We start from the raw sequence: 26,962 nt of genomic DNA, 5'->3' as shown, positions 1-26,962 counted from the left end.
TAAAGGCTTTTATCATCATGATTTTTACTTACCAATTACCCACTCTAACATCCGCCTTCAACCACTTCATCCAATCCAAATCCGCTACCTTAAGCAAACTGAGCGAAACACCTTTCATATCTAAAGAAGTCAACAGCGTACCAACCTTTACGAATGTCACTTGCAATCCTTCAAGTTCAGACAAACGGCGAATGTCGTTTGCGAAAATGTATTGTTCCATTAATGGAGTTGCGCCGAGTCCATTAATAAGGATAGCGAAGTTGTCTCCTTTTCTCCAGCGGTAAATACTTTTTAGTTTGTTCATCAGTTCGATCGCTAATATTTCAGAAGAGGATAGTGCTTCTTTACGATAACCTTTTTCTCCGTGAATGCCGACGCCATAAAACACTTCATCTTCGTTTAATGTGAATGAAGCTTTTCCTTTTACTGGATCGTTGGCAGGGGAAAGGGCAACTCCTAATGTGTGTAAGTTTTCAGTGATAGAATGGCCGAGTGCTGTTAGTTCTTCTAAAGAGTGACCTTCAAGAGCGGCCGCACCTAATATTTTTTGAACGAAAACAGTGCCAGCTACGCCGCGTCTTCTTTTATTAAAGGAAGCATCATCTTCAATTGAAACATCGTCATTTACGATGATATGGTCAACTTTTCTTCCTTCTTCTTGAGCAATTTGCTTTGCTGCTAGAAAGTTTTCTACGTCATCTTTAAAGTTTTTGATGATGAATAGTATACTTTTATCTTTTGGTATGAGGCGGGTTGCCGCTACAATTTGTTCCACTGTAGGCGGAGTGAAAATATTGCCGTTTACTGCCGCTGTAAGCATACCTTTTCCTACATAACCAATATCAGCAGGTTCATGTCCGCTACCACCGCCGCTTATAATAGCGACGTCTTGCTTCATTTTTTCGATATCTTTTACATAAATGATGTTATTTGTTTCATCGTAATTTACTTTGTCGTTATGTTCAAAATAAAAGCCATGCAGCATATCTTGAACGATATTTTGTACATCATTCATAATCTTTTTCATTGCTTTTGCCACCCTTTAATTACTTTGCTGATTGCTCAAGTAATAGTAGTAATTGATTGTTTATCATATTTTTCATAAGAGAAGACATAACGGATGGATCTACTTCGCACTTGCTTTCAATCCAATCTTTTATCGTTCCAACGAAGCCGTGACTATAAAAGGAGGCAATCGTATTTTTGGTCTCATCAGAAAGGCTGAATCCACAGCTCACAGATAATTCATCAATAATCTTCATATATAAGTTTTTCGTATGCTCAAATAAATAGTGATTAAACGAGTTTTGCTCAATGACTTTAAAAGCATTTCGGTAAAATTTTTGATTTTCATAAAAGTAATCAAATAATAAATCGAAAATGTTTTCCCATTTTTCATAATCGAGAAAGTCTATAATATTTTCTTTCGTTTCTTCTCTATAAATCCAGCTTAATAGTTCAAATTTATCTTTAAAATGATAATAAAAAGTTTGCCTACGCATTTGACAGTGTAACATAATATCGCTCACTGATATTTTATGAAACGACTCTGTTTCCATTAAATACTTCAATGAGTTCGCGATTATCTTTTTAGAAATTATAGAAGAGGTCATCTAAATCATCCCTAGAATGTTATTAATATAAAAATCCTACCCATAAATGAGAGCGGTGTCTTTAGACAGATTGTCCATTTTGTCCGTTTACTATAAAACGCTTTCATTTTAACATGAGTAGTAAGAAGAAGATTTCAAATATATCACAATATATTAAAGGAATTGAGGGAGAACTACAATGAAAAAGATTATAAACAAACCAGAAACATTAGTAATGGAAATGTGCAACGGAATGGTTATGGCTCACCCAGAGCTTGAGCTTTTGAAAAAATATAAAGTCATTAAGAAGAAAGAAATGAACGAAAATAAAGTAACATTAATTAGCGGCGGCGGTAGTGGCCATGAGCCGGCACATGCAGGATTAGTCGGAAAAGGAATGTTAGATGCGGCAGTGTGCGGAGATGTGTTTGCTTCTCCTTCGCAAATTCAAGTTTACCAAGCGATTAAAGAGACAGCTAGTAAAAAAGGTACGTTATTAATTATTAAAAATTATAGCGGCGATATTATGAATTTCAAAAACGGTGCGCATTTAGCGACGGAAGATGGAATTGAAGTCGACTACGTAAAAGTGGACGATGATATTGCGGTAGAAGATAGCCTATATACAGTAGGACGCCGCGGCGTTGCGGGAGTTATTTTAGTTCATAAAATTGCCGGCGCAGCAGCGGAAGCAGGTATGGATTTAGGAGCGGTGAAAGCTGTAGCAGAAAAAGCAGCGGCTAACGTGCGCACAATCGGTTTAGCGTTAACGTCTTGTACAGTTCCAGCGAGCGGATCACCTACTTTCACACTTGCGGAAGATGAAATGGAATACGGCGTAGGTATTCACGGCGAACCAGGAATTAAGCGTGAAAAAATGCTGTCGGCTGATGAATTAGCTAACCGTATGACAAATGATTTAATGAAAGATTTAGGAGTAAAAGATGGCGAGGAAATCGCACTTCTAGTTAACGGTTTTGGCGGAACACCACTGCAAGAACTTTACTTATTTAACAACGCCGTTACGAGAGAACTAGCTGCAAGAAACATTAAAATTAATAGAGTATTCGTCGGTAACTATATGACAAGTATTGATATGGCTGGTATGTCTTTAACGGTAATGAAGTTAGATGACGAGCTAAAAACATTACTATCAAAAGAATGTAATACACCAGCGTTTAAAGTAGATGGACCAGTTGAAAGTGTAGAGTACGTGAATGTACTTGAAGAAACAGAAGAGAAGGAAGTTTCCTTTGAACTAGAAACAGCGGAAGAGCACGCTGTGATTAAAAATAATGTCATCACATTAAACAACATAATTTATCTCGTTGATAAAATGAGCGATATTATTATTAAAAATGAAGTACCGTTTTGTGAGTTAGATACACATGCAGGTGACGGCGACTTCGGAATGAGTGTTGCAAAAGGATTTAAGCAATTAAAACGTGAGTGGCATTCGATTGTAGAACAAGAAAATGTAACGATTGGATCATTCCTTGACGGTTGTTCGATGATTATTATGGAACATTGCGGCGGCGCTTCTGGTCCAATTTGGGGCGGAGCATTCCGCGCAGCTAGTAAAGCAGCAGGCGAGAAGCGTGAGTTAACAGTGAAAGAATTCGCTGAAATGTTGCAAGCAGCACTGCAAGGCATACAATCTATCGGTGAAAGATCATTCGGCAGAGGAGCGGTAGTTGGTGATAAAACACTTGTTGACGCACTTGCTCCATGTGTAGACTCTTGGTTAGCTAGCGCTTCAAACGAAGAAGACATGAAAACTGCCTTCGAAAAAGGAGCCGAAGCAGCGGTTAAAGGAGCAGAGTATACGAAAGAAATCGTAGCTCGCATGGGCCGCGCCGGTACAGTTGGTGAAAGAAGCTTAGGCTATCCAGATGCAGGTGCACATGCACTTGGAGTTATCTTTACGGAGATTGCGGGTAGTTTGAAATAGGAATGAGAAGATCCCCTCTGCCTTGTGGTGGAGGGGTTCTTTATTTATAACTATCATTCTTCCAGTGAAAAAATTTATTTGTTAGCCAATCTAGAAGCAGCTTCTTCAACTTCTTTATATGCATTTTGTAATACTTCATTTGGATCTAGTACTGCTGTTCCTTGTGCACGAACAATTTGATAATCTTCAATACCAAGGAAATTAAACATTGCTTTTAAATATTTATGAGAGTATTCCACTTCTGTATACCAATCATCATTTGTATAGATTCCTCCACTTGCTTGTATAACAAGCATTCTTCTTCCATCTTTAAGTAATCCCACTGATCCGGTTTCAATATATTTAAATGTTTCACGTGCAATCATGATATTGTCCATGTAATCTTTTAACTTTGATGGAATATTAAAGTTGTGCAAAGGTAATACGATTACATACGTATTTGCACTTTTGAATTGTTGTAAAATTTCGGACATACGCTCTGTTACTTTTTGTTCTTCATCAGTTAACTGCTGTCCATTTCCTTGCTTTTCCCATGCGCTTAAAACAGTTTTATCTATCATTGGTACTACATCATCGTATAAATTAATCTGTTCAATCGTTTCATTATTAGGAATTAATTCTTTATAAGATACTAAAAAGTGGTTAAGAACTTTAATGCTGACCGATGATGTATCATCCACTTTTGGATGTGCGTTTATGATAAGTGTTTTGTTCATTTGTATTTCCCCTTTTTAAAAGTTTTTATGTTTTAATCGTCGACAACATTAATCGACGATTAATGTTGTCTTTAATATAAACTCCGAAATTATTTTTGTCAATGAAATACATACTATTCTAAAAGAGCCTTTTTTTATTTGACTAAAATTCTAAATGGTCCTAAGATACAATTTGATAACCCTTAAAATAAAAAGCAGGTGATTTGTATATGCAATATAGTGTTGGGGTTGAATATGCCTTGCATTGCCTAGTTTATTTAATCAATGCTCCTTCCAAGGAAAGTGTTGGAATAAAGGATTTGGCAGAGTTTCAAGGACTTTCTGAAACATTCCTTTCAAAAGTTTTCGGTAAATTATCTAAAGCTGACATTGTGAATTCTGTCCCAGGTGTAAAGGGAGGATATAGGTTAGCTAAGTCTCCAGAAGATATTTCTTTTTGGGATGTAATAGAAGCTGTCGAAGGCCCAAAACCTATTTTTCAATGTAAAAATATTGTACAGAATGGTGTACTATATCGAGATGAGGTTTGTAATTCTTGTGAACCTAGCAATTCTTCTTGTACAATTAACTTAGTAATGCTTGAAGCGGAAGAACACATGCGTGAGTTTCTTCGTAAAAAGACTCTTGCATGGTTAGATAAAGAACTTGATATTGTTTTACCTGAAAAGATAAGGGTAGATACTCGTGAATACTTCAAACAGAAAAACTCTAACTAAATCGCCATGACGAATTAGTTAGAGTTTTTTTGTTTTTTAACAATATCAATCAACTTTTATTTGTCTAGTCTAAAGCCTATTTCCATGGCCAATTTGATTTCTTCACATATGTACCACATATCAGTAATTTGTTCAGTATCATTAAATTTAAAAATACCAACTTCATCCCACACTAAAAAAACCTTTTCGCCAGTAGCTGCTTAAAGGATCGCGCTGGTACAGTTGGCGAAAGAAGTTTAGGATACCCTGATGCAGGTGCACATGCGCTTGGAGTTATCTTTACGGAGATTGCGGGTAGTTTGAAATAGGAATTAGCAAGTCCCTCTGCCTTAAGGTGGAGGGACTTTTATATAGTTGATATGTAGAAGGCTTCTTTCGGTGCTCTCCCTGTAAAATATGAGTTTGTTACTATTTTTGATAAAATCTTATTTCAAAAATACAACTAATATTTCTCAACATTAATATATTGAAAATAGTTAGAATATTTAAGATAATCATTTGTGAAGAAGTAAATTATAAAAAAAGGGGGAATTTATTTTGTTACGTCGTTTATCTATTTGTACAGTACTAACAGCTTTTATATTTACTTTATTTACATTTAACGGCTCTGCTTTCGCGGCTACGAATGCTACTGAAAATGAAACAGTAGTAGCAGCTTGTGCAAAGGGAGGTACGGTAGGTGTATATGGTGCAAAGATGCGCAGTGGTTATACTGTCAATTCACCTGTCTTACATACATTTAATGATGGTACGAAAATTACTGGAACATGGGTAACTGGTGAATATGTTCAAGGTCATTACAGTAATTCTAAACAGTGGTTAAAAGTTACATATAAAGGGATGACAGGTTATGTATCCCATACAACATTATATAACGTTTGCTCATAAAACTATGTACCATAATAGCTTTGGATATATTGAGCTAATCTCTTCTAGAGATTAGTTCTTTTTTATCTCTTAGTTTTTAATGGGGCATTTTTTGAAAAAGACCAACGATTCATTAAATCGATGGTCTTACGTTTATATAGTATTCATTTGTATCTATATCAAATTTTTCATTGCTTTTTGCTTATTTTAGACTTAGTTTGTTTGTGATTGTAGCTTATCAATTTTCCAGTATGTTTGTAGAGGGTCTAAAGAGCTTTCAATATAAAACATATATTCATCTACGGTATGTGGTACTTCAAAAGCTATTTTCAATTCTACCGTTTCATTTGGTTTAACTTGTATATCAGAAGGGTTTTGATCAAGCACCTTTCCTTTATAGATCTTTCCGTCTTTTTCATCTTTTAAGTTATATTTTAATTCTGATAGTCCAATCGTTTGACCTCGTACATTTTTTACAGAGACATTAACAATGACGGAATCGTTGCTAGCATTTAAATATGCACTTTGAACAGCGGCCAAGTAATAGCCTCCCTTAACACTCTCGCCAACTAATAAAATGCCTTGTTCCAAGCGGCTCATCTCTTCTTTTTCTTCAAAATTTATTAATTCTTCATTTTCATTTTTTGCGGTTGGTTCTTCTATTGGACCATTTTCAACGGCACTATCTGTTTTATCTTGTGTGCAAGCAGCCGTAACACTGACTAATACTAGAATGAAAGTAAGTAATATAGATAATTTTCTCATAAAATTTATCTGTCTCCTTAAGTTTCTCAATTTTGTGCAGCTATACATATAAGATTAACATAATGTCTCATTATTGGCTCAAAATAGGGGGTCTTTTAGACAACTTATTCTTTTTACTTTTAATATACATTCGATTGGTTCTCGCGATATTTGTTAATCTTTTAAAACATTGGCTTAGTAATACCGAGGGTTATTATAGATATATTAATCATGTAATTTGTCCATATCAAAATGAACGTTTTTTGCATCTAATATATTGTAAATATATTTTATTTTGAAAGGATGTGATTATATGGCCCATAAATCTACTGGAGTGTTCCGAGTTCCAGTCTCTGAAAATGGGATTATTCCAACTGCTCTCAACATTATGCTAAACAATGATTCGCGTTGCCATACTAGTAATGTGACGGTAACTGTTAAGAGAAGTCGAAACACTTTTTTCCCAACTCAAAATGAATTAGTTGAAATCTCTCGTACTTTTGTTTCTTTAGAACCAAACAGAACAACTAAGATTGTGTTATTTACTCCAGAATTCCAAATAGAAGATTTTCTTGATGTCATCATTAGTGGAAATAAAGAGGATGTTAAGGATGTTCTTGTATATTCTTTCTTAGCAGATTCAGTAGGTCATAATCTGCCATCTACTGTTTTCAGAAATGCAGAATACACTTTTGCTTGCTGACACCGTGATGATGTATTCTTTACTGTCGTATATCTGAATTGAATGTTGCAAGTAGCACTTCAAGGCATATAATCTATCGTTGAAAGATCATTCGGCAGAGGAGCGGTAGTTGGTGAAAGAAGTTTAGGATATCCAGATGCAGGTGCACATACGCTTGGGGTTATCTTTACGGAAATTTTAGGTAGTTTGAAATAGAAATTAAAAGATCCCTTCTACCTTAAGGTGGAGGGGGTTTCTTAATATTGTTTTTTGATATATATTGCTAAATATGTTCCAATAATTCATTCTATTGTATTGAGAATAATGTCATCTACATCAAAAAAACGGCTTATAAAAGGAACTAGTATTTGAAGGAGTTCCACCTCAAACATACTCCTATGCATATAGGTATGTTTGAGGTGGATTTATTAACGAATTTTATATATAGCATGAATGAAAATGGGATAAATAAAACAATGTTTCCTATTATGTTTTTAAGAATTAATTGAGCAGGTCCTTGTAAAAATAAAGAAAAGACACCAAAAGGTGCCTTCTGCCGACTTAAATTATTTTAATATTATCGTTCTAAGTTTAAAAGCTATAGGGATTTTTTCTGTGGGATTTGTAAGTAGTTTTTACGAAATTATGAGTGTTTTTTATTTTGTAATTCAATAAGTTCATCTGGTAGCATTTTTGTATAATATTCTTTTTCTGTTAGTTCAAATATAAATAATGCTTTTTTCCAGTTATAAATAACATCTTCTACATTATGTTGTTTAATTTTTAATAACAACTGACCTTTTAAATAGAATAGTTCACCTAATAGGTATAACGTATTTAGATTAATTGCTAATTTGATGCCCTTATCAATGTATTTTATTGCCTCTTCATGTTGATATGTGAAGTCCAAAGATTTTGCTAAATTTAACATGATTTTCAACTTAATTTCTTTATCTCTAGGAAAATCTAACTTATTAAAATTACTTAAACATCTTTTTAATATATTAATACTTTTTTCATATTCTTTATTTTCCGCATAAAATATAGCCATTGTTTGCATAATATCTATTTCTCTTTCTGATAAAAAATCAGAATTAGTTAAAGTCAGTTTTAATGCATTATTTAAAAAATCTAAAGCAGTTTTTAATGATTTATCCACCATAAATATAGCAATTGCTTCATGCCATATTAGAAATTGTTTCTCTTCTTTTGTTTGAAAATTATTTAAGTTTTTCTCTTTTTTTACTATTTCATAAAGTTCTTTATATTGTTTTTGTTTTAAGCAATCTTTTATTACAAATTTTACATTTTCTATATATTTTAATTTTTTGTTTTGAGTTAGTGCAAATATATTATTTGGATTAATACCAAGTCTTTCTGATAATTGATATAACAATATGCTAGATGGATAAATCACACCTTTTTCGATCTTACTAATTTGACTTTGTGAACATATTCCGTGACATAAGTCGGATTGTGATATATTTTTTTTAATTCTAAGTTCTTTAATGGTAATACCCAAATCGTTAAATTCCATTTTCCCCACCTACTATTTAACACTTTATTAGTATGATATTCTCTAACCTTAATGTAATGTAAAATTAATATAGTTGCAATTATTGTTTTAAAGGGCTTATCGTTTCTATAAGATGGTGAGATTTTTTTATGTACAAAAAAAGACACCAAAAGTTCCTTTCGCCGACTTGAACCACATTCATTTAATATAAACTTATCTGTATTTTTACATGCTTTTCTAATCCCTCTATTATCCATTTGATAAAATAAAATCCTAATATTACCAATAATTAAATAAATATTTCTACATATTCAAGATATTTACATAAATTACAAAAGTGATACATTTAAGTTGTAAGCTATAAAAACTATTAAAGGGGGATTTATTATGTTCAGGAAATTAGTAGTAGGAGCAGTAGCAACAGGTATTGCATTAACAGGGGGAATTGGTGCAGCTTCAGCTGATACGCAAAAAGCTGTGAGCTCTCCGAAGCAAGCAACATGCTCAATTCCTTATGAGTATTCTAATGGTAAATTCAAAAGAACTCTTTATTACTCAAATGGAGTATATGCTAATAGCTTTAATGAAAATGTTTGTGGCGGGACGATTACGTGGTACTTAAAACATGTTCAAAATGGAGTTGCTTTTTACGAAGGTAATTTAAAATAGTAGATTTTTTGAACCTCATTTATTGAGGTTCTTTTATTTTTAGTTTTTAAACTGATTCTCTATAAAAAAGACACCCTAAGGTGCCTTTTTGCGATTTGATCCATTGTAATATGGTATTGAATGCCAGTCCGATTATTATTTTACCATGTTAAGTAGTTTCGGTTATTGAGAAAAAATACAACTCATTGTTTGAATGCAAAAAAGCCCTAGGGGGACTAGGACTTTTTGCTAGAATGAATAAGATTTAAAAAAGGACTTATATAACGTAACATATGAATGTTTCGTAAATGTATCAAAAAAGTGAACAAAAGCGTTAATTTTAATAAAAAAAGCTCCGCGATAAAAGCTGCGGAGCTTCATAAGGTCGAGTTATGTCGTACTCACAAGGGATTTTAACATGAATGTTGTGGTAAAAATACTGGTAAATTTATCCCATAAAACTCCCGCTGATTAGAGTTTCACTTCATTCGAAGGAATTTATGTTTTATAAATTAGATTATAATAGTTGATATTCTCCATATTGACCAGAAAAGAACTAAAAATTCTAGTGAAATTCCAAGTGTTCGTTTCCTAGTTTTTTGAAATTCTTTTATTAAATAGCCAACAGCACTAATTGCTATAAGAATGAAAAGAATAAGTTCGAGTGTAACTGGCATTTTATCTACCCCTAATACATTAATTTGTTATATAGAGATTATAAGATATTTTTACGGCTAGTGGTGAAAAATTTTATAAAACTATCTCTAATGGAGTTTTGTTTGAACTTCTAAAATTATTTGTGAAAACCATTGTACGTAAAATTTCTGCGTATGTTTTTAGGAAACAAATTTTAGAAAAAGATAACAAAAACCCCACTCCTCGTCGCCGGCGGAAGCAAAAGGGTGGGATTGTATTGAGAAATTTTTTTGAAACAACAATATTCAGAAAATTAAAAGTTTTACTGGAAGATTTTTGTTATTATGTTAGTAATCTATAGACAAAGGAGAAGGGGCTATATGAGTGTACATGTAATAAAAAAGGAAGAAATCAATTTACTTTTACATGAGTGGTATAGAGAAATTCGTTCACAGAATTTCTCTAAGGCAAAGGAATTAAAACAAAGTATTGATACAAAAGTTAATAGTATGGAAGAAGATCGAAAGAATACAGAGTTTTATTCACTTGTAGATTTTAGATTTAAAATGTTAAGTGCAGAGTTTTATCCCCATCAATCTGACATATCTAAGAATGATCTAAGAAAAATGAAGTTAGATGAAGCTCCATCAGATGAATCTTTATTATATTATTACCATTTCTTTAAGGCTTCTCATGCTACAGTAAACGGTGATTTTAAAGTGGCTGAAAAGCATTATGGAATAGCAGAATCTTTGTTGGGAAATATTCAGGATCCAATTGAAAAAGCAGAATTTAACTTTAAGCTATCAAGCTATTATTATCACGTTTGCCAGCCTATTTTAGTAATTCAATATGCAACTAGAGCAAGGAATACATTTGAAGGGCTGTACGGGTATAGCAGGAAGGTGGCAGCATGTGACAATGTTCTGGGTTTAGCATGTGTAAAGCTAAATGAATTTGAACAAGCAGAAGTTTATTTCATGTCGTCTCTGGATATTTTGAAAAAGCAGAATGAAGAGGAGCTAATGTTACGAGTTCGACATAGTTTAGGGGTTATGTATGCAGAGCAAAACCTATCTGATTTAGCACTTCGTTACTTATCAGAAGTATCACAAAAAATTCCGAATCACTTTAGAGCGATTTTTTTGGAAGCTAGAGAGAATTTAAAGTTAGGAAAGACAAAGCTTGCAGCGTCCTTAATTGAAAAAGGATTAATAATTTGTAATGAACTGGAACAAAAAGAATATGAACATCATTTTACAATTCTAAAAGAAATGAATGAGAATGTTTCTGCTGAAGAATTAGAGTTAGCCATTTCTAAAGGAATTTATTTCTTTAATGAAGTAGGTTTATGGCAATATGTCCAGGAATATGCTGAAAAATTAGCGGTTAAATATCATGAAGAAGGAAATTCAATAAAATCTAGTGAATACTTCTATTTAGGATATAAAGAAAAAGAAAAAGGTTTTCAGAAAGGGGCTTTAAAATGAAAAGGATCATCAGCAGTTCAATTGGATTAATAATTACGGTCATACTATTAAATGGAGTAAATGTTTCAACGGACCAATCAGAGGTCAATACAACAAGTGTTATACAATATACGCATGGAGAGCCGTGGGGTTGAAGAAATATTGAAGTATAAAGAGTTGTTATATCAAAGGATTATTACCGAAGAAGAGTTCTAAGTGAAGAAAAAGTAATTATCAGGTATATAGATGAAACGCTCAAATGAGCGTTTTTTTATTTGTATATTCGCAAGTAAAATAACATAATATTACTATGAATCCTTATAACAATATGAATTTTTGCATATTTTAAAATTCAATATATCCATCAAAAACTTTTAATTGTATAATATATTTTGTCATATTTTTAGATTTTTCGACATAAACCAACAAAAATAGAGAATGTATTGGGAGAAGACATTATGTATACAAAACTATTAAAATCAATTACATCATTATCACTTATTGGTGGTGCGTTGTTATATACAAATGGTAGCGATGTAAAAGCTGCTGAAGTGGGTGTTTTTTCTGATGTGCCGACATCACATTGGTCATATCCTGCGATTAAAGATTTAGCGAGTAAAAATATTATTTCCGGTTATGGAAATGGGATATTTGGTTTTGGAGATGTTGCGACAAGGGAGCAAGTTGCGGCTTTAATTTATCGAGTGTTAGTACCGAATAAACAAGGCGGTTCGTTTAGTAATGATGGAACTCGTTACGTATTAAAGGATGGGTCTACGTTTAAAAATCCTTACGGTGATATTAATCAAAGTTCTACAATGTTTCCAGAAGAGGTATTAACTTTAACGAATTTAGGAGTTTTTAAAGGTGATGAAAATGGCCAATTTAGACCGAAAGCTTCTGTGAGTCGTGCGGAAATGGCACAAATTCTTACAAATGCTTTCGATCTTGCGGCAAAACAAAAACATACCTTTAAGGATGTTCCAAATCCATTTTGGGCAGAAAACGCAATTAGTGCAGTGCAGTCAAATGGAATCGCAGATGGCACAGGGAACGGGAATTTTGAACCGTATGGCACAGTAACACGTGAACAGTATGCGCAGTTTTTATATAAAACTTTGAAGTATAAAAATGCTGATGTGAAAGACACAGGAGATGCGGCATTATTAACAGCGTTTAAAGGGGAAGTACAAAAGCGTATTAATACATACGAGACAAATATTACACTTCCATATAAAACGAAAAACAATAATACAAACGAAGTGATGAATACACTTTTTAACGCATATAAAGAAGTTGCAAGTAAAAATGAGTATACAAATAATAATAGATCGAATGTTTCATATGGACTTTCTGGATCACCTGGAAATTATACATTTACGCTTAAGATTACATATCGTGAAACGAAAGAACAGACGGAATATGTCATGAAACAAGCGAAAGCAATCGTTTCTTCTATTACTCAAGTTGGAATGGATGATCACGAAAAAGTGAAGGCGATTCATGATTACGTAGTAAAACATGTTTCTTATGATACGTCTTATAAAGCTTACACAGCATATGAAGCACTTGTAAATCGTTCTGCGGTTTGCCAAGGTTACGCACTATTAACTTATCAATTATTAAAAGAAGCAGGAATTGAAAATCATTTCGTGACAGGAACTGGGGACGGACAACCTCATGCTTGGAATTTAGTGAAAATCGAAAACAAATGGTATCACCTGGATACAACATTCGATGATCCGGTTCCAGATGAACAGGGCCGCGTAACGTATTCGTATTTCAATTTATCAGATGAACAAATCGCAAGAAATCATGAGTGGAATCGCGGAGACTATCCGCAAGCTACAACAAATTATTATAGTACACTGACAAACAAAATTGCGGCAGGTAGTACGAAAACGCCTGCATATCAGCAAATATTAAAAGATACAAAGTTAAACTATTTAGGAAATGAATATATCGTAAACAACTATACTGAATTAAAAAATAAAATGCAGCAGCGCTATAGTGCGAAACCAGAGAAAATTGAAGTGCTGTACAAGCAATCAATGAATGGTGCACTGCAAGATGTGAAAAAGGCAATTGGCGAAATCGATTATCCGCAAGGGGCAAATCGAGTTTCTTATAAAGCGGAGCCTTACAATGCGAAAGAAGGGTATTCTTTAGTGACGATTACGTTTACGTATTAAAAGCAACCTAGATCCTATGGGATCTAGGTTGTTTTTTTATTATTCTTCGACAAAACATGACAATATATAGATAAATTCTTTGCTACTATGAGATGAGAAATCTTACATTAAAAAAACTGTTTAAAATAACTAATGCAGATAGGCGGAAAAAAATGAACCGAAAGTTACTAATGGCATTAACATGCGGTACATTGCTTATGGGAATGGCTGCTTGTAGCTCAAATGAGAAGACTACAACTGAATCAAAACCTAAACAAGAAGAAAAGGTGCAGGAAAAACCGAAAGTTCAAACCATTCAAAAGCAGCAAAAAGATAGTTATGTAGTAAGTGAAGATGAACTCTCTAAAGCGGCACAGTCGATTGGTGAAATCCAAAACGAGCAAACTATAAATGATATGATGATACATATGTCTTTACAAAAACTCACATTCAATGGGAATAATCTTCATGTTTCCGGTACCCGTGATGTAGGGCGATTTCAAATGACGAAAGAAAACATTCAATACTTAAAAAACAACTTAAATGTTATTAATAATGATGAAAGACCAAAATATGAATCTATTCTGAACAAATGGTATGATGGAGAGTTCGAATCTGTAGTTAAAGACTTTGAAGAAATTCATTATTTACGTTCAGGAAAAAAGAAAAGTATGGAGGGATCTAAACTAGCTAAAAAACCTGATAGTGATGAAAAAGAATTTATTCTCCATTTCTTTGGTCAAGAAGGATTGGATATCCATAATAAAGAGTGGAAACAGGGCGAGTTATAGAAGTAAAACTGAATTTCTCTTCACTAGGAAGTACAATGTTTTACGGAACAAAAAAATGAAGAAATTCCCTTAAATATAGTCCCATTGGGAGGTTGTCTATACTGAGATTCAATAGATACACAGTAATGCTTATCTTTCTAGCCATTGGCACAAATGCTGCATTATCTATGTGGATTAAGCAGGGAATTTTAGGTGTCATCAATGCTATTATCTTCTTGTTAACCGCTGCACGGACTACAAAATGAACTAATACAGAAGATTAGCGTAAATAAAACATTGTATTTCTTAATAAACAAAACAACTTAACGTGGTAAAATAATAGTTGGACTGGAGTCCAATACATATTATTAAAATTAAGATGGTTCAAGTCGGAGGAAGGCACCTTAGGGTGTCTATTCTTTTTTCTAAATAAGAGTCTTGCCTTAAAGAAGATGAAAAGTTAATGGATGATTACGATGAATATATAGATAAAGTTCATCCATATATTTGTAGAAAGGAGGAATTCAAATGAAGAGAGATGATAATAAGATTGGTCACTTTATATCGGAAAAAGGGAAGGAAGATTTTCAAATTGCTTACGATGAATCAATGGCACTCCTTCCAAAACCTAACGATACGAAAGATATAAAAACGAAATATGGCACAATTCGTGCTTATTATTTTACTAAAGAGGAAAACAAACATAAGGAACCAATACTCTTACTCCCTGGACGTGGTGCATCTACTCCAATGTGGGTACCTAATTTAGAAGGTCTAAGAGAAAAAAGGCCTGTTTACACGATAGATTTACTAGGTGAACCTGGAATGAGTGTGCAAACGAAGGTGATTGAAAACCAAAAACAACAAGCAGAATGGTTAAATGAAGTAATTGAAGGATTAGGTTTAGAAAGAGTGCATATCGTAGGTGTCTCCATTGGAGGTTGGACAACAATGAACTTGGCCAGATATAATCCTGAGCATATTGCTACGGCTAGTTTATTAGATCCAGTCTTTGTATTTGCGCAAATATCCATAAAAATGATTCTGGCATCTATTCCAGCTTCCGTTCCTATTGTACCTAAGTTTTTAAGAGAAAAGATGTTAAGCTATGTTTCTGGAGGAGCAGAAGCAAGTGACGATGAGCCTATCGCTAAGTTAATCGAGTCGGGTATGCGTAACTATAAACTGAAAACACCAGCGCCTGATTTATTTAGTAAAGAAGACTTAAAAAGTATTGATATTCCAGTGCTTGCACTTATGGCTGAAAAAAGTACAATGCACAATTCGGTAAAAGCAGTTGAAACTGGAAAAAAATACGTTAAAGATATTGATATAGTTAATTGGAAAAATGCATCTCATGCAATCAATGGTGAGTTCTCTAACGAGGTTAATGCTAGGATCCTTGATTTTGTAGAAAAGCATTCTAAGGATAACTAAGTTGAAGGTGGAAAATATGTTGTCATAACAACTTCATCTCTATATAGCTATTTAGGGGATTTAGCTCATTTTTTATTTTGGCATATTTTAATTCTTCTATTTTCATGAATATGTATAATTACATAAAATTTCAGTGAAAAAGAGAGTATACTTTCGTATTGTGTAATAAAGATAAAGCCCGTCTACGGAAATAGGTGGGCTTTTTTTACTTATAAAGAAAAGACAACCTGTAAGGTGTCTTCCTTCGATTTGAAACATTTTACTAGGTTAAGTATTTGTGATAATAAACTCTTTTAATTGGAATGAACCGGAGTAGTACATCACTTTATTCTTAAGCATCATTCTCAACAAAAGTGAAGATTTTCATTATTTTTTTAACTACAAAGGGTAATAATTTAGAAGCTAAAAATGCAAGTACGAAAGCAATTCCCCATGTTTTCATCCATGATTTGAGAAATAAAGCTGTATATCCAACATTCATTGAAACCATGACGAAAGAGATAATACTAGATATACCTAAAATCATAAAGATATTAAAAATTATTGGTTCGAATTTTTTATTGATTTTCAAAATTAACACCTATTTTCTATATATGCTTTGCTGCCCTATTTCACCAACATTTAATCTTACAGTTTGAAATCTAGGTTGTCCAGTTTGTTTTACTTTTCTGCAATAGCAATATTATATGGAATAGAGTTTCACCATATTGCTATTAAACTAAAATTTTAAGATTGCACCTAAACGAAATTTATAGTATCGAAGTTCATTTTGGAGAGGGATGTAATACTACATCTTACACTTAAACTGCACATTGCGTATTTTTTATGAAGAAAAGACACTCATATAAAAGTGTCTTTTCCGATAGTTTTTTAGCAGAAGCAAGCAGCTCCAACGATGATTAATAAAATGAACAATACAACTAATAAAGCAAATCCTCCAGCGAAGCCACAGCCACCACAACTACCACCAAAGCCCATAACAGTTCCTCCTTTTAATAGGAAGGGAAAACCAAGGGGTCACTCATGTGTTTTAACGGATTCCATTTACTTTATGCTTTTACGAATGAATGGAGCAGGTCCTTTTCAAAATAGATTTATCCCGCTATTTGTCGGGGAGTAAGACCTCTATTGGCGAGGGCTGATTTAAAGTTTCACTTTATTCTTTAAGAGCGAATAAATAAAAAACAAAATATCCAAAAATATAGATAGAAATCCGCTTTTATACCTTTCAATAAAAGAATACTAGCATTATATATTATAAGGAATACTTGTCCTTAATTGTAAATGAAAGGGGGGAATTGGTATGAGTTATGGCTATGGTCACCCTCCAAAAAAATGCTGTGAACATCATAATGAAACTTTATCAACGGGTATATTACGTAGACATTCCGCTACGTTATTTCTTACTGTGGATGCTATGAATGTTGATCCCGACGATACTCGTAGAGTAACTGTTGAAATGTTTGATTGGTCATCTGGTTCTCCGGTATTGTTACCATTAATAGACCCTTCAACGCAAACATTGCCACCTAATCGATATGTTACTTTTCGTTCAGCAGCTCTTCCTCCAGCACTTTTTGCTTATGAAGTAAGAATCATTCGTCCGAAAGATAGAGATGTTGTTACGAATGTTTTTGGTCTTAGTGCAATCGTATTTAACCCACAAGAAGGAAATAATGTTTTACAACATGATTTAGCAAAATTAGACCTTAAATAGATTTTATAAAGGTCTATTTATTGAGCATGATTAAAAAAAGAGTAGGATGTAATCCTACTTTTTTTTAACGTTAATTAGAATTTTAAAAGAAATCCTTCATTATTTTAGCATCTTTAATATTCACTATCACACCTTCTACCTTATCTTTCTTCTCATCTTTAGCAATCGTAATTTGCTCCTTATTATCAGCCCACACAAGAAATTCTTCTTTTGAGTCATCTTTATATGTAACAGTAATAGTAGAATGTGCAGATTCTCTCTTTTTTTGATCTAGTGTGATTTGTTTAGGAGTGCCTTTTTGGACTGCTGAAACGATAGATTGTATCATTTTTTCGTTGTCTGTTTGAGATTTGGAAGTAGTATGATTTGTTGTTTTCAGTATTTCAATGTCTGTAATATTAGCGGAATTTAATTGAAAGGTATTTTGTGTATGTTCTTGCTTAACTTGTGAAGCTTTATCTGTAGCCGAGGTGCTTGTACAACCTATTAAAGTGAAAGATAGAGCGGTTAGTGCGCATATAGATATGATTTTTTTCATAGTATCCCTCCTCAAGCTTAATTATAGCAATTTTCTGTTAATTTAGGTGGTTATTGTAAGGAGAAGATGTTTTAAAGTGGTAAATGATGATGTTCATTCTCTATTAAAATCAAAATTCACATAACTTTTTTCATATTTTATGTTTAACATTTCGAAAATGGGTGTACTACATATAATATAACAAATAATTCATTTTAAAGGAGGAAGTTAAAGATGGAAACGAAGTATAGTAAACCTTTTGTATATGAATTTATTACGGAGAAAGAGGTCATGAATGCGGCGAATGATCTCGTGAAAAAAGGAATAGACCAAAAAGATATTTACGTATTAACGCATGAGAAAGATAGGACAGATAGAATTGCGGACAATGCAGACGTGAATACAATTGGGATAAAAGAGGAGGGACTTGGGACAAGCATTATTAACGTCTTTCAAAAAACAGGAGATCAGTTAAGAAATAAAATGCAAGAGTTAGGGCTTAATGAGGAAGAAGCGAACTTTTATGAAGAAAAACTGGATGAAGGGAAAATCTTGTTATTCGTTAAGGATTTAGAAAGAGTCGGTGAATGGTTACAAGAAAGAAGATGCATGTATTCTATTTAAATTTGTATCCTTTAAATCTATAAATCTATTACGAAAAGGAGATTGTAAATATGAGTGAGAACGGACTAAAAGAACAAGTTAAAGGTAAAGTTGAAAAGAAAAAAGGACAAGTAAAAGAAGGAATTGGTGAAGTTACAGAAGATAGAGAGTTGAAAAATGAAGGTAAGTGGGAAAAAACGAAGGGAACGATAAAAGAAAAAGTCGGAAAAGTGAAACAAAAGATAAGTGATGAATTGGATAATAAAGAATAATATATGTTCATCAAGCTTTAGTTACATACTAAAGCTTGATGAATTCAATATAAAACGAATATAGGAGGTTTAATTGTGGGACTTATTATTACGTGTATTGTAGGTGGACTTATTGGTGCGTTAGCTGGAATGATTACAGGAAAAGACTTTCCGTTAGGTATAGTTGGTAACGTGATTGCCGGATTAATCGGATCTTGGGTAGGTAGTGCGTTATTTGGTCATTGGGGTCCTGAATGGGGAGGCATTTTTGTTCTTCCAGCGTTATTAGGTGCAATCGTCTTTATTTTAATCGTTACATTCTTCTCTAGAATGCTGCGGAAAGCGTAAGTATGATAATAAATAGTAATCTTAAGTTTATTATATATAGTTATAAAGTTAATGAACTGATAAAAATACATAAAAAAGCATCCAATTAAACTAATTTGGATGCTTTTTTATGTATTTTACATAGGAATGAGTGGAGGATGAAGAACCCCCCACTCATTAACATTACACTTTCTATTATGTATTAAGCCATCGTTACCTTTTTACAATTATTTATTCTTACGACCTGCCTCGGTTCTATATGAGATAAGTCCTCGCTATTACCTATATCAACTACAATTGTATTTGTTAGTATGTTAATAATGGAACCAACTAACGTTGTAGCATGATCGTGTCGATAAGAAAATTGAACAAAATCTCCCTTTTTAAAGTTGTGCTCTTCCATAGATAGATCCCCCTAAAAATAATGTTTATACATTATACATACACAAATTTATAAGGTTTAAACATTCGGTAGTATTTTTTAAGTGTTAAGCCGAGAAAGGTGTAGAAAATTTATTTATAATGAAAATAAAAAAATATGTTTAAAACTAATTTTTATGGGTAATTAAATAGTAAAAGTTTGAGATAAGGGGGCGGAAATGATGAATTTGGAAATAAATATTTTGCAAAATGATGTAGGTTATACGGTACAACTTAATGGTGAGATTGATGCGTATACGGCATCAGATTTAAAAAATAAGGTAATGCCTATTACAAGCGAAAAAGAGGTTCATATTGTAGTAGATTTTCATAACGTAGATTATATGGATAGTACTGGTTTAGGTGTTTTTATAGCGCTATTAAAAGCAGTTAAGAAAAATGATGGAAAACTAGAGTTTATCGGTGTATCTAAAAGATTAAAAAGATTATTCGATATTACAGGGTTAACAGAAATATTAAATTTGAATTCCGATTTTGAAAAAGTAGAAAGAAGGTGACTAGGGATGATGGAGAGATTTGAAAAGATAGAAATGAAAATTCCTGCAAAGGCAGAATATGTGGCTATTATTCGTTTAACAATGGCTGGTGTTGCGAATCGAATGGGCTTTGCTTATGACGATATAGAAGATATGAAAATTGCTATTAGTGAAGCATGTACAAACATTGTACAACATGCATACAAAGAAGACGTTGGAGAAATTACAATTGTCTTTGGCTTATATGAAGATCGATTAGAAATTATGGTTGCGGATAATGGGGTTAGCTTTGATTTTAATAGCTTAAAAAGGAAAGTTGGTCCGTATGATATTAGTAAACCAGTAGAACATTTGCCGGAAAATGGTTTAGGTTTATATTTAATCAATACGTTAATGGATGATATACAAATTATGCATGATGAGGGAATGACAGTTTTAATGACAAAATATATACAAAGAGAGCAGGTGGAGAATGATGGAAATCCAATCTCAACCTACAACTCTTACTAAAGAAGACGTTATTAAGCTAATTGCAGAATTCCAACAAAACCAATGTAATGAAGCGCAGGAAAGGTTAGTTGATCATTATAAAAATCTCGTATATTCCATTGCATATCGTTATTCAAAAGGCGGGCCGATGCATGAGGATATTATACAAGTAGGTATGTTAGGGCTCTTAGGTGCAATAAGAAGGTATGATTATTCGATAGGAAATGCTTTTGAGCCTTTTGCAATACCTACGATAGTAGGGGAAATAAAGAAGTATTTACGCGATAAAACTTGGGGCATTCACGTTCCAAGACGAATTAAAGATTTGGGCGGGAAAATTAAACTTGCGATAGAGGAGTTAACAGATCACCTGCAACGTTCGCCGAAGATTATAGAAATCGCAAATCATTTAGGACTATCGGAAGAGGAAGTTCTAGAGATTATGGATGCTAAAAATAATTATCGAGTATCTTCCTTAGATGATGTAGTTGAAAATGCATCTGATGGTAGTTCGGTAGCGAGAATTGAATCTGTAGGTGAAGTAGAGCAAGGATATGAAGAGACAGAAAGGCGTCTCGTTTTAAAGGATATTTTCAACGTATTAAATGACACAGAAAAGAGTGTTATTCATTATATATTTGGAGAAAATTTAAATCAAAAAGATACAGGGGAACGGTTAGGTATTTCACAAATGCACGTTTCTCGTATTAAAAGACAAGCGATAAGTAAATTGAAGCAAGCAGCATTTTTAGATACATAAAAATTTAAAATCATTATGTTTAAAACATGAGAAAAGGGGTAGTTATTAAGTATAGGAGGAGATATAAAAATGTCACACGATGTGAAAGAACTAATCGAAGGATTGAATGAAGATTTAGCAGGAGAATACTCAGCAATTATTATGTATAACCATAATGCAGCTACAGTTTCTGGTATATATAGACAAGTGTTAAAACCTTTCTTTGAATCTGAAATTAGTGATGAACAAGGACATGCCCTATATTTAGCGGAGAAAATTAAGACGCTAGGTGGTACACCTACTACGATCCCTTTACCAGTGAAACAAGTAGAAGATGTTAGAGAAATGTTAGAATCCGCTAGACAATCAGAATATGAAACAATTAAGCGTTATGAAACGAGAAAAGAACAGGCAGCGAAATTAAATATGACAGAGTTAGTTGTAAAACTAGAAGATATGATTGCAGATGAAACTAATCATATGGAAGAATTAGATCGTCTTTTAAATGATAAAGCAATGGTGTTAAATTAAAAGTAGAAATTTATAGAGTGAAAGAACAAATTCCTATTTCTAGGGGTTTGTTCTTTTGTTGTATAAATATGTTTGAGTAAGAAATTTTCATTTTGTAACTGAGTATGTAATACTAGAAAAATAGAAAATGATAATAGATTTACATTTTAAATAAGAAAAGGGGAAATAACTTGTGTCCATTTTAATTGTTGATGATAATCCGGTTAACATATTTGTAATTGAGAAGATTTTAAAACAAGCCGGATATCATGATCTTGTATCGCTCAATTCTGCACAAGAGCTCTTCGAATACATACAGTTTGGAAAAGATTCTTCCAGGCATAATGAAATTGATTTAATACTATTAGATATTATGATGCCTGAAATTGATGGACTTGAAGTTTGTAGGCGATTACAAAAAGAGGAGAAGTTTAAAGATATCCCTATTATTTTTGTTACAGCTTTAGAGGATGCAAATAAATTGGCCGAAGCTCTTGATATGGGGGCAATGGATTATATTACGAAACCTATAAATAAAGTTGAACTATTAGCACGTATGCGTGTAGCGTTACGCTTGAAATCAGAATTAAATTGGCATAAAGAACAAGAAGAAAATCTTCGGAATGAACTAGATTTAGCTACGCAAGTACAAAGAAACTTATTAAGTAGCCCATTAAGAGAAGATCATATAAAAATTGAAGCAAGTTACTTACCTTCATTTAAACTAGCTGGAGATATGTATTATTGGTATAAAATCGATGAAAATCGCTACGGTATTATATTATTAGATGTGATGGGACATGGTGTATCTGCTTCATTAGTTTGTATGTTTATTTCGTCTGTATTACGTGAAACAATTAAATGTTTAATTGATCCAGAACTCGTTATTAAAGAATTAAATAAATATATGACCCTTTTACATAATGAAAATGATAATATTCCTTATTATTTTACGGCGATATACTTAGTTGTTAATACAGAAGATAGAACAGTTGAATATGTAAATGCAGGGCATCCTTCTGGATATGTTTTAGTTGATGAAACAAATGTAGTTGAACTAGATCGCGGGAGTTGTGCCGTAGGATTTTTTGATGAAATAAAAGTTAAAAAGACAGTTATACCTTTTGAGAAGAACGCTCAAATATTATTGTTTACAGATGGTGTTCTTGAAGCAATTGCAAATGATGAATTTGAGTCTGAAGAGAAATTACGTACTTTTACAGAAAGAAAATGGGGAGATTTAGAAGGCGAGATAGAAGGGTTTTACAAGGAAGAACAAAAGAAAGCGCAATCAGATGATATGTGTCTAATTATGATACAAACGAATGCGAAATAAAAAGCGTATGAAATCCAAACAGAGGATTTCATACGCTTTTTATTGTATTTTTTGATAAATTTGTTCACTAGGATTAAATTGGGTATAATGCGGCATTATATTTGAAAAACGAAGAGTTTCTTTATTTCCTAAACATAGAAATCCATTGTGACTTAAGCTTTCATAAAATAGTTGCTGCACTTGATTTTGAAGTTTACTTGTAAAGTAAATTAAAACGTTACGACAAAGTATAATATGAAACTCGTTAAAAGATTGATCGGTTACTAAATTATGCTGTGCAAAAATAATGTTTTGTAACAGTGAAGGATTAAAATAAGCAAAACGATTATCTGTTGAATAATAGTTAGAAAATGCTTGTGTACCGCCAGCTTGTAAATAGTTTTTCGTATAAGTTTGCATTTTATTTAACGGGAGGATAGCTTGTTTTGCTTTTTCTAACACATTTGTATTCATATCTGTTGCGTAAATAACCGACTTTTCACTTAATCCTTCTTCGTGAAGTAAGATGGACATCGATAATACTTCTTCACCAGTTGCGCATCCAGCATGCCAAATTCTAATTTCAGGTTGCTTTTTCAATTCAGGAATAACATGCTCTCTTAGCGCTTTAAAAAAGGCAGGGTTACGGAACATCTCAGTTACATTAATCGAGAAATCATTTAATAACTGTTCTAAAACCCCTTCCTCGTGAATTACTTTTTCAATTAATTTTGAAATGGTTGGGATATTAGAGAGCTGCATTCGATTACAAATCCTTCTATAAATAGATGTGCGAGCATATTGGCGAAAATCAAATCCTGATAGTTTAAATACCGCTTCCAATAGTAATTCAATTTCTAAGTTCGTGCGCTCATCCGTATCTACTGATGGATCAAAATTATAATACTTATTTTCCACTCCAACTAAACCTCACTTATTTTATTAACCATACACTCATTACCGAATAGAGTTGATGTAGGTTTAATGGTTTACTTATATAATCTGAAGCGCCAGCAGATAAACATTTTTCCTTATCATTTGGCATTGCTTTAGCAGTTAATGCGATAATAGGTATTTCATGTAACCCTAAGTTCATTCGGATATTTTCCATCGTTTCATAACCGTCCATATTAGGCATCATAATATCCATTAAAATAAGGTCAATATTTGTATTGCTTTTTAGTATTTCTAAACACTCTATGCCGTTTTGGGCAGTAATAATGTTGGCATTTTGTTTTTTTAATGCATTTTGTAACGCAAATATATTTCGATGATCATCATCGACAATTAAAATGTTTTTCTCTTGGAAGACGTTATTTGTTTCGGTAGTAACGATAGTTTCTTCAACAACTTCAGCAGGAATAACATCTTCTATCGTTGCTGCGACTTCTAAATTGGATAACTGTATATCATGTAATCCATTTGGAAGGTTAGGAATATATACTGTGAAAGTACTACCTTCTCCTACATTACTCTCTAACGTAATCCAACCACCTAACAATCTAGCAAACTCTTTACAAATAGATAAACCTAGTCCTGTGCCACCATACTTTCGAATCGTTGCTCCATCTGCCTGTTGAAAGGCTTCGAAAATAAGTTGATGCTGTTCTTTAGCGATACCAATACCAGTATCTTTTACTGAAATTGTAATCCAATCTTTACTTATAGACTGCATATCATGACTTAAATTACTTGTTTCTATCGAATCGAAATGTAAAGAAACGGATCCTTTTTCTGTAAATTTAAATGCATTGGATAATAAGTTTTTAATAATTTGCTCAATCCGTTTTGCATCTGTATAAAACAGATCAGGAATCGTATCACTGTCTTCAATAGTAAATTCGACATTTTTTTGTGCAGCTATATGTAAAAAGTTTTGATGCATATTGGCTGCCATGTCACTTATGTTCGTTGCTTCAAAAATGATGTCTAGTTTGCCTGCTTCTACTTTAGATAAATCGAGTATGTCATTAATTAAAGTAAGTAAGTCTTTCCCTGATGAATGAATGACAGTTGCTAATTCAATCTCATCGTCGGATAAATTGTTATCATGATTTTCTCTTAACATTTCAGATAATAGTAAAATACTATTTAACGGTGTGCGTAATTCATGTGACATATTTGCTAGGAACTCAGATTTGTATTTTGAGCTGCGTAACAACTCGCTTGCTTTTTCTTCTAATTCTGATTTGGTAATTTGTAAGTCAGCTGTCTTCTGCTCAGCCTCTTCAGTTCTAGACTCTAATTGTTCATTCGTTGTTCGTAATTCTTCTGCTTGCATTTGTAGTTCTTCCGCTTGCGTTTGCAATTCTTCTGATTGAACTTGTAACTCTTCTGTCATTGCTTGTGATTCATGTAAAAGAGTTTGAATTCGCATACGTCCCATAATGCTATGGATTGTTAAACCTAGATTATCAACGGTTTGTTGAATTAAATCTTGATGTAAATCTGAAATCTCAGTTACACTTACTAACTCCATTACTGCGATCACTTCATCCTCAAATAAGATAGGGATGACTAGTAGATTTTTAGGACGTATTTCTAATACTCCACTAGTGACATAACGAAACTCTTCGGGTATATCCCTGAGAATAAAACTTTTCTTTTCTAAGGCAGACTGTCCAATGAAACCTTCACCCATTTGAATGGATTGTTTCCCAATATCAGCACCTTGATCGGCGAAAGAAGCTTTTTTCACATAGTAGACAGTTTCTTCATATTCTTCACGTACATAAAATGCACCGCAAGAAGTGTGCGTTTTTTGTATAATTCCACTAAGAATTTTTTTACCTAACATCTCAATAGAAGATACACCTTGATACATTAAAATTAATTCTGCAAGCTCAGTTTGTAACCACTCTCTTTTCGATATTTCGTCTAGTAAGTGGTTCGTTGTATGAGCAAGATCTTTTATTTCATCACGTGTATTTACATGAATTCTTTCCGTAATTTTTTCTTTAGAAGAAATTGATTTAATAGCTTGAATTACATTTTTAATCGTTTTTGTAATGGAATTCGAAATATAGAGTGAAACGATAATGGAAATAAAAGAAAGTAAGAACAATAAACTGTATAACCAAATCTCTAATTTATTATTTTCAGTATCTAATTGTGCTGCTCTTTTTTTCGTTAATTGCTCCTCAGTGCTACGGAAGTTAGTTACCTGTGACTGTAAGGACTGAATTTTAGTCGTGTCGATTGTTTGTACATTATTACTATTATTATTTGTAATAAGTGGGTGAATCTCTTTATTAATCCAACTAGTAATGTTTTCGTTAATCTGTTTTAATTTTTCTTGCTGAGAGGGGTTATCCTCTAATAAAGAAAAAAGATCTTGATAATGTTTTTCGTAATCCTTTTCCGCAGAGTTAAGGGATTGCACGTAATTAGGGTTATTAGAAATGATAAACCCTTTCGCTTTATTTTCAATTGTTAGTAACTCTTTCTCCACTTGATTCGTCAAATTGAGAACTTTAAAATCATGATCAATAATAAAATTACGAGATTTTTGTAAGTTGGAAATCTCATTGTTTAACATAATGAAAGAAACAAGTAAGAACAAAATGATAACTAAATAACCAGCCATAATTTTGTAGCGAATACTAAATTTTGCTTTCGAGTTCATTAAAAATTCCTACCTTCAAGGTTATTAAAACTTTTCT

General features: G+C 32.8%; 31 protein-coding genes and 1 pseudogene. 21 read left to right on the top strand and 11 right to left on the bottom strand.

Features of this window, described 5'->3' with window-relative positions; genetic code table 11:
• Positions 1-28: 28 nt before the first annotated feature.
• Positions 29-1,027 (bottom strand): DhaKLM operon coactivator DhaQ, encoded by a 999-nt coding sequence (gene dhaQ, locus AC1Q8L_RS07250; protein WP_000723359.1) that lies wholly within the window; start codon positions 1,025-1,027, stop codon positions 29-31.
• A gap of 19 nt (positions 1,028-1,046) precedes the next feature.
• Entirely contained in the window at positions 1,047-1,613 is a 567-nt protein-coding gene (gene dhaS, locus AC1Q8L_RS07245) for a dihydroxyacetone kinase transcriptional activator DhaS (protein WP_000204213.1), read from the bottom strand.
• A gap of 178 nt (positions 1,614-1,791) precedes the next feature.
• On the opposite strand from dhaS, the gene dhaK reads away from it, so the two are divergent.
• Entirely contained in the window at positions 1,792-3,543 is a 1,752-nt protein-coding gene (gene dhaK / locus AC1Q8L_RS07240) for a dihydroxyacetone kinase subunit DhaK (RefSeq protein ID WP_000720726.1), read from the top strand.
• Between the two features lie 74 nt (positions 3,544-3,617).
• Here the strand turns inward: dhaK and AC1Q8L_RS07235 are convergent, their stop codons facing one another.
• Positions 3,618-4,259 (bottom strand): FMN-dependent NADH-azoreductase, encoded by a 642-nt coding sequence (locus tag AC1Q8L_RS07235; protein ID WP_001044359.1) that lies wholly within the window; start codon positions 4,257-4,259, stop codon positions 3,618-3,620.
• A 209-nt stretch (positions 4,260-4,468) separates the two neighbouring features.
• Here AC1Q8L_RS07235 and AC1Q8L_RS07230 point away from each other — a divergent pair, with 209 nt between their 5' ends.
• The 3 genes and pseudogenes from AC1Q8L_RS07230 to AC1Q8L_RS07220 all read left to right on the top strand — a co-directional run bounded on the left by AC1Q8L_RS07230 (position 4,469) and on the right by AC1Q8L_RS07220 (position 5,863).
• The gene (locus tag AC1Q8L_RS07230; protein WP_001200331.1) at positions 4,469-4,975 is read left to right on the top strand and encodes an RrF2 family transcriptional regulator; all 507 of its coding nucleotides are present in this window, start codon (positions 4,469-4,471) and stop codon (positions 4,973-4,975) included.
• Between the two features lie 209 nt (positions 4,976-5,184).
• Positions 5,185-5,283: pseudogene (locus AC1Q8L_RS07225) on the top strand (DAK2 domain-containing protein); the annotation flags it as partial.
• 229 nt (positions 5,284-5,512) lie between these two features.
• Complete coding sequence (locus AC1Q8L_RS07220) at positions 5,513-5,863, top strand: SH3 domain-containing protein (RefSeq protein ID WP_000946192.1); 351 nt, start codon at positions 5,513-5,515, stop codon at positions 5,861-5,863.
• A gap of 192 nt (positions 5,864-6,055) precedes the next feature.
• Here AC1Q8L_RS07220 and AC1Q8L_RS07215 read toward each other — a convergent pair whose 3' ends face one another.
• Positions 6,056-6,607, bottom strand: coding sequence for a DUF4352 domain-containing protein (locus tag AC1Q8L_RS07215; RefSeq protein ID WP_001228903.1), 552 nt, complete (start codon positions 6,605-6,607; stop codon positions 6,056-6,058).
• Positions 6,608-6,899: 292 nt separating this feature from the next.
• Between AC1Q8L_RS07215 and AC1Q8L_RS07210 the strand changes: the two genes are divergently transcribed.
• Both AC1Q8L_RS07210 and AC1Q8L_RS07205 read left to right on the top strand, forming a co-directional pair.
• Positions 6,900-7,289: a hypothetical protein gene (locus AC1Q8L_RS07210; RefSeq protein WP_000940659.1), complete on the top strand. Its 390-nt coding sequence runs from the start codon at positions 6,900-6,902 to the stop codon at positions 7,287-7,289.
• Positions 7,290-7,364: 75 nt separating this feature from the next.
• On the top strand, positions 7,365-7,484 hold the full coding sequence (locus AC1Q8L_RS07205; RefSeq protein WP_071713771.1) for a DAK2 domain-containing protein: 120 nt from the start codon (positions 7,365-7,367) through the stop codon (positions 7,482-7,484).
• Between the two features lie 427 nt (positions 7,485-7,911).
• Here AC1Q8L_RS07205 and AC1Q8L_RS07200 read toward each other — a convergent pair whose 3' ends face one another.
• The gene (locus AC1Q8L_RS07200) at positions 7,912-8,805 is read right to left on the bottom strand and encodes a helix-turn-helix domain-containing protein (RefSeq protein WP_000395459.1); all 894 of its coding nucleotides are present in this window, start codon (positions 8,803-8,805) and stop codon (positions 7,912-7,914) included.
• Between the two features lie 366 nt (positions 8,806-9,171).
• Here AC1Q8L_RS07200 and AC1Q8L_RS07195 point away from each other — a divergent pair, with 366 nt between their 5' ends.
• The 6 genes from AC1Q8L_RS07195 (at position 9,172) to AC1Q8L_RS07170 (ending at position 15,915) form a co-directional block, all read left to right on the top strand.
• Positions 9,172-9,453 (top strand): LCI fold-containing protein, encoded by a 282-nt coding sequence (locus AC1Q8L_RS07195; RefSeq protein ID WP_000488870.1) that lies wholly within the window; start codon positions 9,172-9,174, stop codon positions 9,451-9,453.
• A 995-nt stretch (positions 9,454-10,448) separates the two neighbouring features.
• Positions 10,449-11,558: a response regulator aspartate phosphatase gene (locus AC1Q8L_RS07190; protein WP_000110731.1), complete on the top strand. Its 1,110-nt coding sequence runs from the start codon at positions 10,449-10,451 to the stop codon at positions 11,556-11,558.
• The gene (locus AC1Q8L_RS07185) at positions 11,555-11,692 is read left to right on the top strand and encodes a Phr family secreted Rap phosphatase inhibitor (RefSeq protein ID WP_000821342.1); all 138 of its coding nucleotides are present in this window, start codon (positions 11,555-11,557) and stop codon (positions 11,690-11,692) included. The genes AC1Q8L_RS07190 and AC1Q8L_RS07185 overlap by 4 nt, the downstream gene beginning before the upstream one ends.
• A gap of 303 nt (positions 11,693-11,995) precedes the next feature.
• Complete coding sequence (locus tag AC1Q8L_RS07180; protein ID WP_000288182.1) at positions 11,996-13,729, top strand: S-layer homology domain-containing protein; 1,734 nt, start codon at positions 11,996-11,998, stop codon at positions 13,727-13,729.
• 152 nt (positions 13,730-13,881) lie between these two features.
• The gene (locus AC1Q8L_RS07175; protein WP_025118699.1) at positions 13,882-14,499 is read left to right on the top strand and encodes a DUF6241 domain-containing protein; all 618 of its coding nucleotides are present in this window, start codon (positions 13,882-13,884) and stop codon (positions 14,497-14,499) included.
• A 507-nt stretch (positions 14,500-15,006) separates the two neighbouring features.
• Positions 15,007-15,915, top strand: a complete 909-nt coding sequence (locus AC1Q8L_RS07170; RefSeq protein WP_000817351.1) for an alpha/beta fold hydrolase — start codon at positions 15,007-15,009, stop codon at positions 15,913-15,915.
• Between the two features lie 331 nt (positions 15,916-16,246).
• Here AC1Q8L_RS07170 and AC1Q8L_RS07165 read toward each other — a convergent pair whose 3' ends face one another.
• Both AC1Q8L_RS07165 and AC1Q8L_RS07160 read right to left on the bottom strand, forming a co-directional pair.
• Positions 16,247-16,486 (bottom strand): DUF2798 domain-containing protein, encoded by a 240-nt coding sequence (locus AC1Q8L_RS07165; protein WP_000700210.1) that lies wholly within the window; start codon positions 16,484-16,486, stop codon positions 16,247-16,249.
• 299 nt (positions 16,487-16,785) lie between these two features.
• A complete protein-coding gene (locus tag AC1Q8L_RS07160; RefSeq protein ID WP_000505670.1) occupies positions 16,786-16,893 on the bottom strand; it encodes a YjcZ family sporulation protein in 108 nt (35 codons plus the stop codon).
• Positions 16,894-17,218: 325 nt separating this feature from the next.
• Between AC1Q8L_RS07160 and AC1Q8L_RS07155 the strand changes: the two genes are divergently transcribed.
• Positions 17,219-17,632, top strand: coding sequence for a hypothetical protein (locus AC1Q8L_RS07155; RefSeq protein WP_000120208.1), 414 nt, complete (start codon positions 17,219-17,221; stop codon positions 17,630-17,632).
• 82 nt (positions 17,633-17,714) lie between these two features.
• Here the strand turns inward: AC1Q8L_RS07155 and AC1Q8L_RS07150 are convergent, their stop codons facing one another.
• Positions 17,715-18,170: a hypothetical protein gene (locus tag AC1Q8L_RS07150; protein ID WP_000720861.1), complete on the bottom strand. Its 456-nt coding sequence runs from the start codon at positions 18,168-18,170 to the stop codon at positions 17,715-17,717.
• A gap of 213 nt (positions 18,171-18,383) precedes the next feature.
• Between AC1Q8L_RS07150 and AC1Q8L_RS07145 the strand changes: the two genes are divergently transcribed.
• From AC1Q8L_RS07145 to AC1Q8L_RS07135, 3 genes are all read left to right on the top strand, one after another.
• Positions 18,384-18,773, top strand: a complete 390-nt coding sequence (locus AC1Q8L_RS07145; protein WP_000448802.1) for a YflT domain-containing protein — start codon at positions 18,384-18,386, stop codon at positions 18,771-18,773.
• Positions 18,774-18,823: 50 nt separating this feature from the next.
• Positions 18,824-19,024 carry a CsbD family protein gene (locus tag AC1Q8L_RS07140; protein WP_001293468.1) on the top strand — a complete coding sequence of 67 codons (201 nt, stop codon included), beginning with the start codon at positions 18,824-18,826 and terminating at the stop codon, positions 19,022-19,024.
• 75 nt (positions 19,025-19,099) lie between these two features.
• On the top strand, positions 19,100-19,351 hold the full coding sequence (locus AC1Q8L_RS07135) for a GlsB/YeaQ/YmgE family stress response membrane protein (protein WP_000522903.1): 252 nt from the start codon (positions 19,100-19,102) through the stop codon (positions 19,349-19,351).
• Between the two features lie 181 nt (positions 19,352-19,532).
• Here the strand turns inward: AC1Q8L_RS07135 and AC1Q8L_RS07130 are convergent, their stop codons facing one another.
• Positions 19,533-19,733, bottom strand: coding sequence for a methyltransferase (locus AC1Q8L_RS07130; protein ID WP_086387944.1), 201 nt, complete (start codon positions 19,731-19,733; stop codon positions 19,533-19,535).
• 196 nt (positions 19,734-19,929) lie between these two features.
• Between AC1Q8L_RS07130 and rsbV the strand changes: the two genes are divergently transcribed.
• From rsbV to AC1Q8L_RS07105, 5 genes are all read left to right on the top strand, one after another.
• Positions 19,930-20,268 (top strand): anti sigma b factor antagonist RsbV, encoded by a 339-nt coding sequence (gene rsbV, locus AC1Q8L_RS07125; RefSeq protein ID WP_002106052.1) that lies wholly within the window; start codon positions 19,930-19,932, stop codon positions 20,266-20,268.
• 6 nt (positions 20,269-20,274) lie between these two features.
• Positions 20,275-20,757: an anti-sigma B factor RsbW gene (gene rsbW, locus AC1Q8L_RS07120; protein ID WP_000970583.1), complete on the top strand. Its 483-nt coding sequence runs from the start codon at positions 20,275-20,277 to the stop codon at positions 20,755-20,757.
• Entirely contained in the window at positions 20,720-21,496 is a 777-nt protein-coding gene (sigB, locus tag AC1Q8L_RS07115; RefSeq protein WP_002153364.1) for an RNA polymerase sigma factor SigB, read from the top strand. The genes rsbW and sigB overlap by 38 nt, the downstream gene beginning before the upstream one ends.
• Before the next feature lie 69 nt (positions 21,497-21,565).
• Positions 21,566-22,006: a ferritin-like domain-containing protein gene (locus tag AC1Q8L_RS07110; RefSeq protein ID WP_000017755.1), complete on the top strand. Its 441-nt coding sequence runs from the start codon at positions 21,566-21,568 to the stop codon at positions 22,004-22,006.
• A 172-nt stretch (positions 22,007-22,178) separates the two neighbouring features.
• Positions 22,179-23,321 carry a fused response regulator/phosphatase gene (locus tag AC1Q8L_RS07105; RefSeq protein ID WP_029442048.1) on the top strand — a complete coding sequence of 381 codons (1,143 nt, stop codon included), beginning with the start codon at positions 22,179-22,181 and terminating at the stop codon, positions 23,319-23,321.
• A gap of 39 nt (positions 23,322-23,360) precedes the next feature.
• Here AC1Q8L_RS07105 and AC1Q8L_RS07100 read toward each other — a convergent pair whose 3' ends face one another.
• Positions 23,361-24,218, bottom strand: coding sequence for a CheR family methyltransferase (locus AC1Q8L_RS07100; RefSeq protein ID WP_000429043.1), 858 nt, complete (start codon positions 24,216-24,218; stop codon positions 23,361-23,363).
• Positions 24,219-24,234: 16 nt separating this feature from the next.
• On the bottom strand, positions 24,235-26,925 hold the full coding sequence (locus AC1Q8L_RS07095) for an ATP-binding protein (protein ID WP_086387943.1): 2,691 nt from the start codon (positions 26,923-26,925) through the stop codon (positions 24,235-24,237).
• Positions 26,926-26,962 lie beyond the last annotated feature (37 nt).

This window comes from Bacillus sp. GW823-FHT06A11, assembly GCF_058795355.1.
Note: the sequence above shows the minus strand (reverse complement) of the source record. Positions and strands in the feature narration are given on the sequence as shown.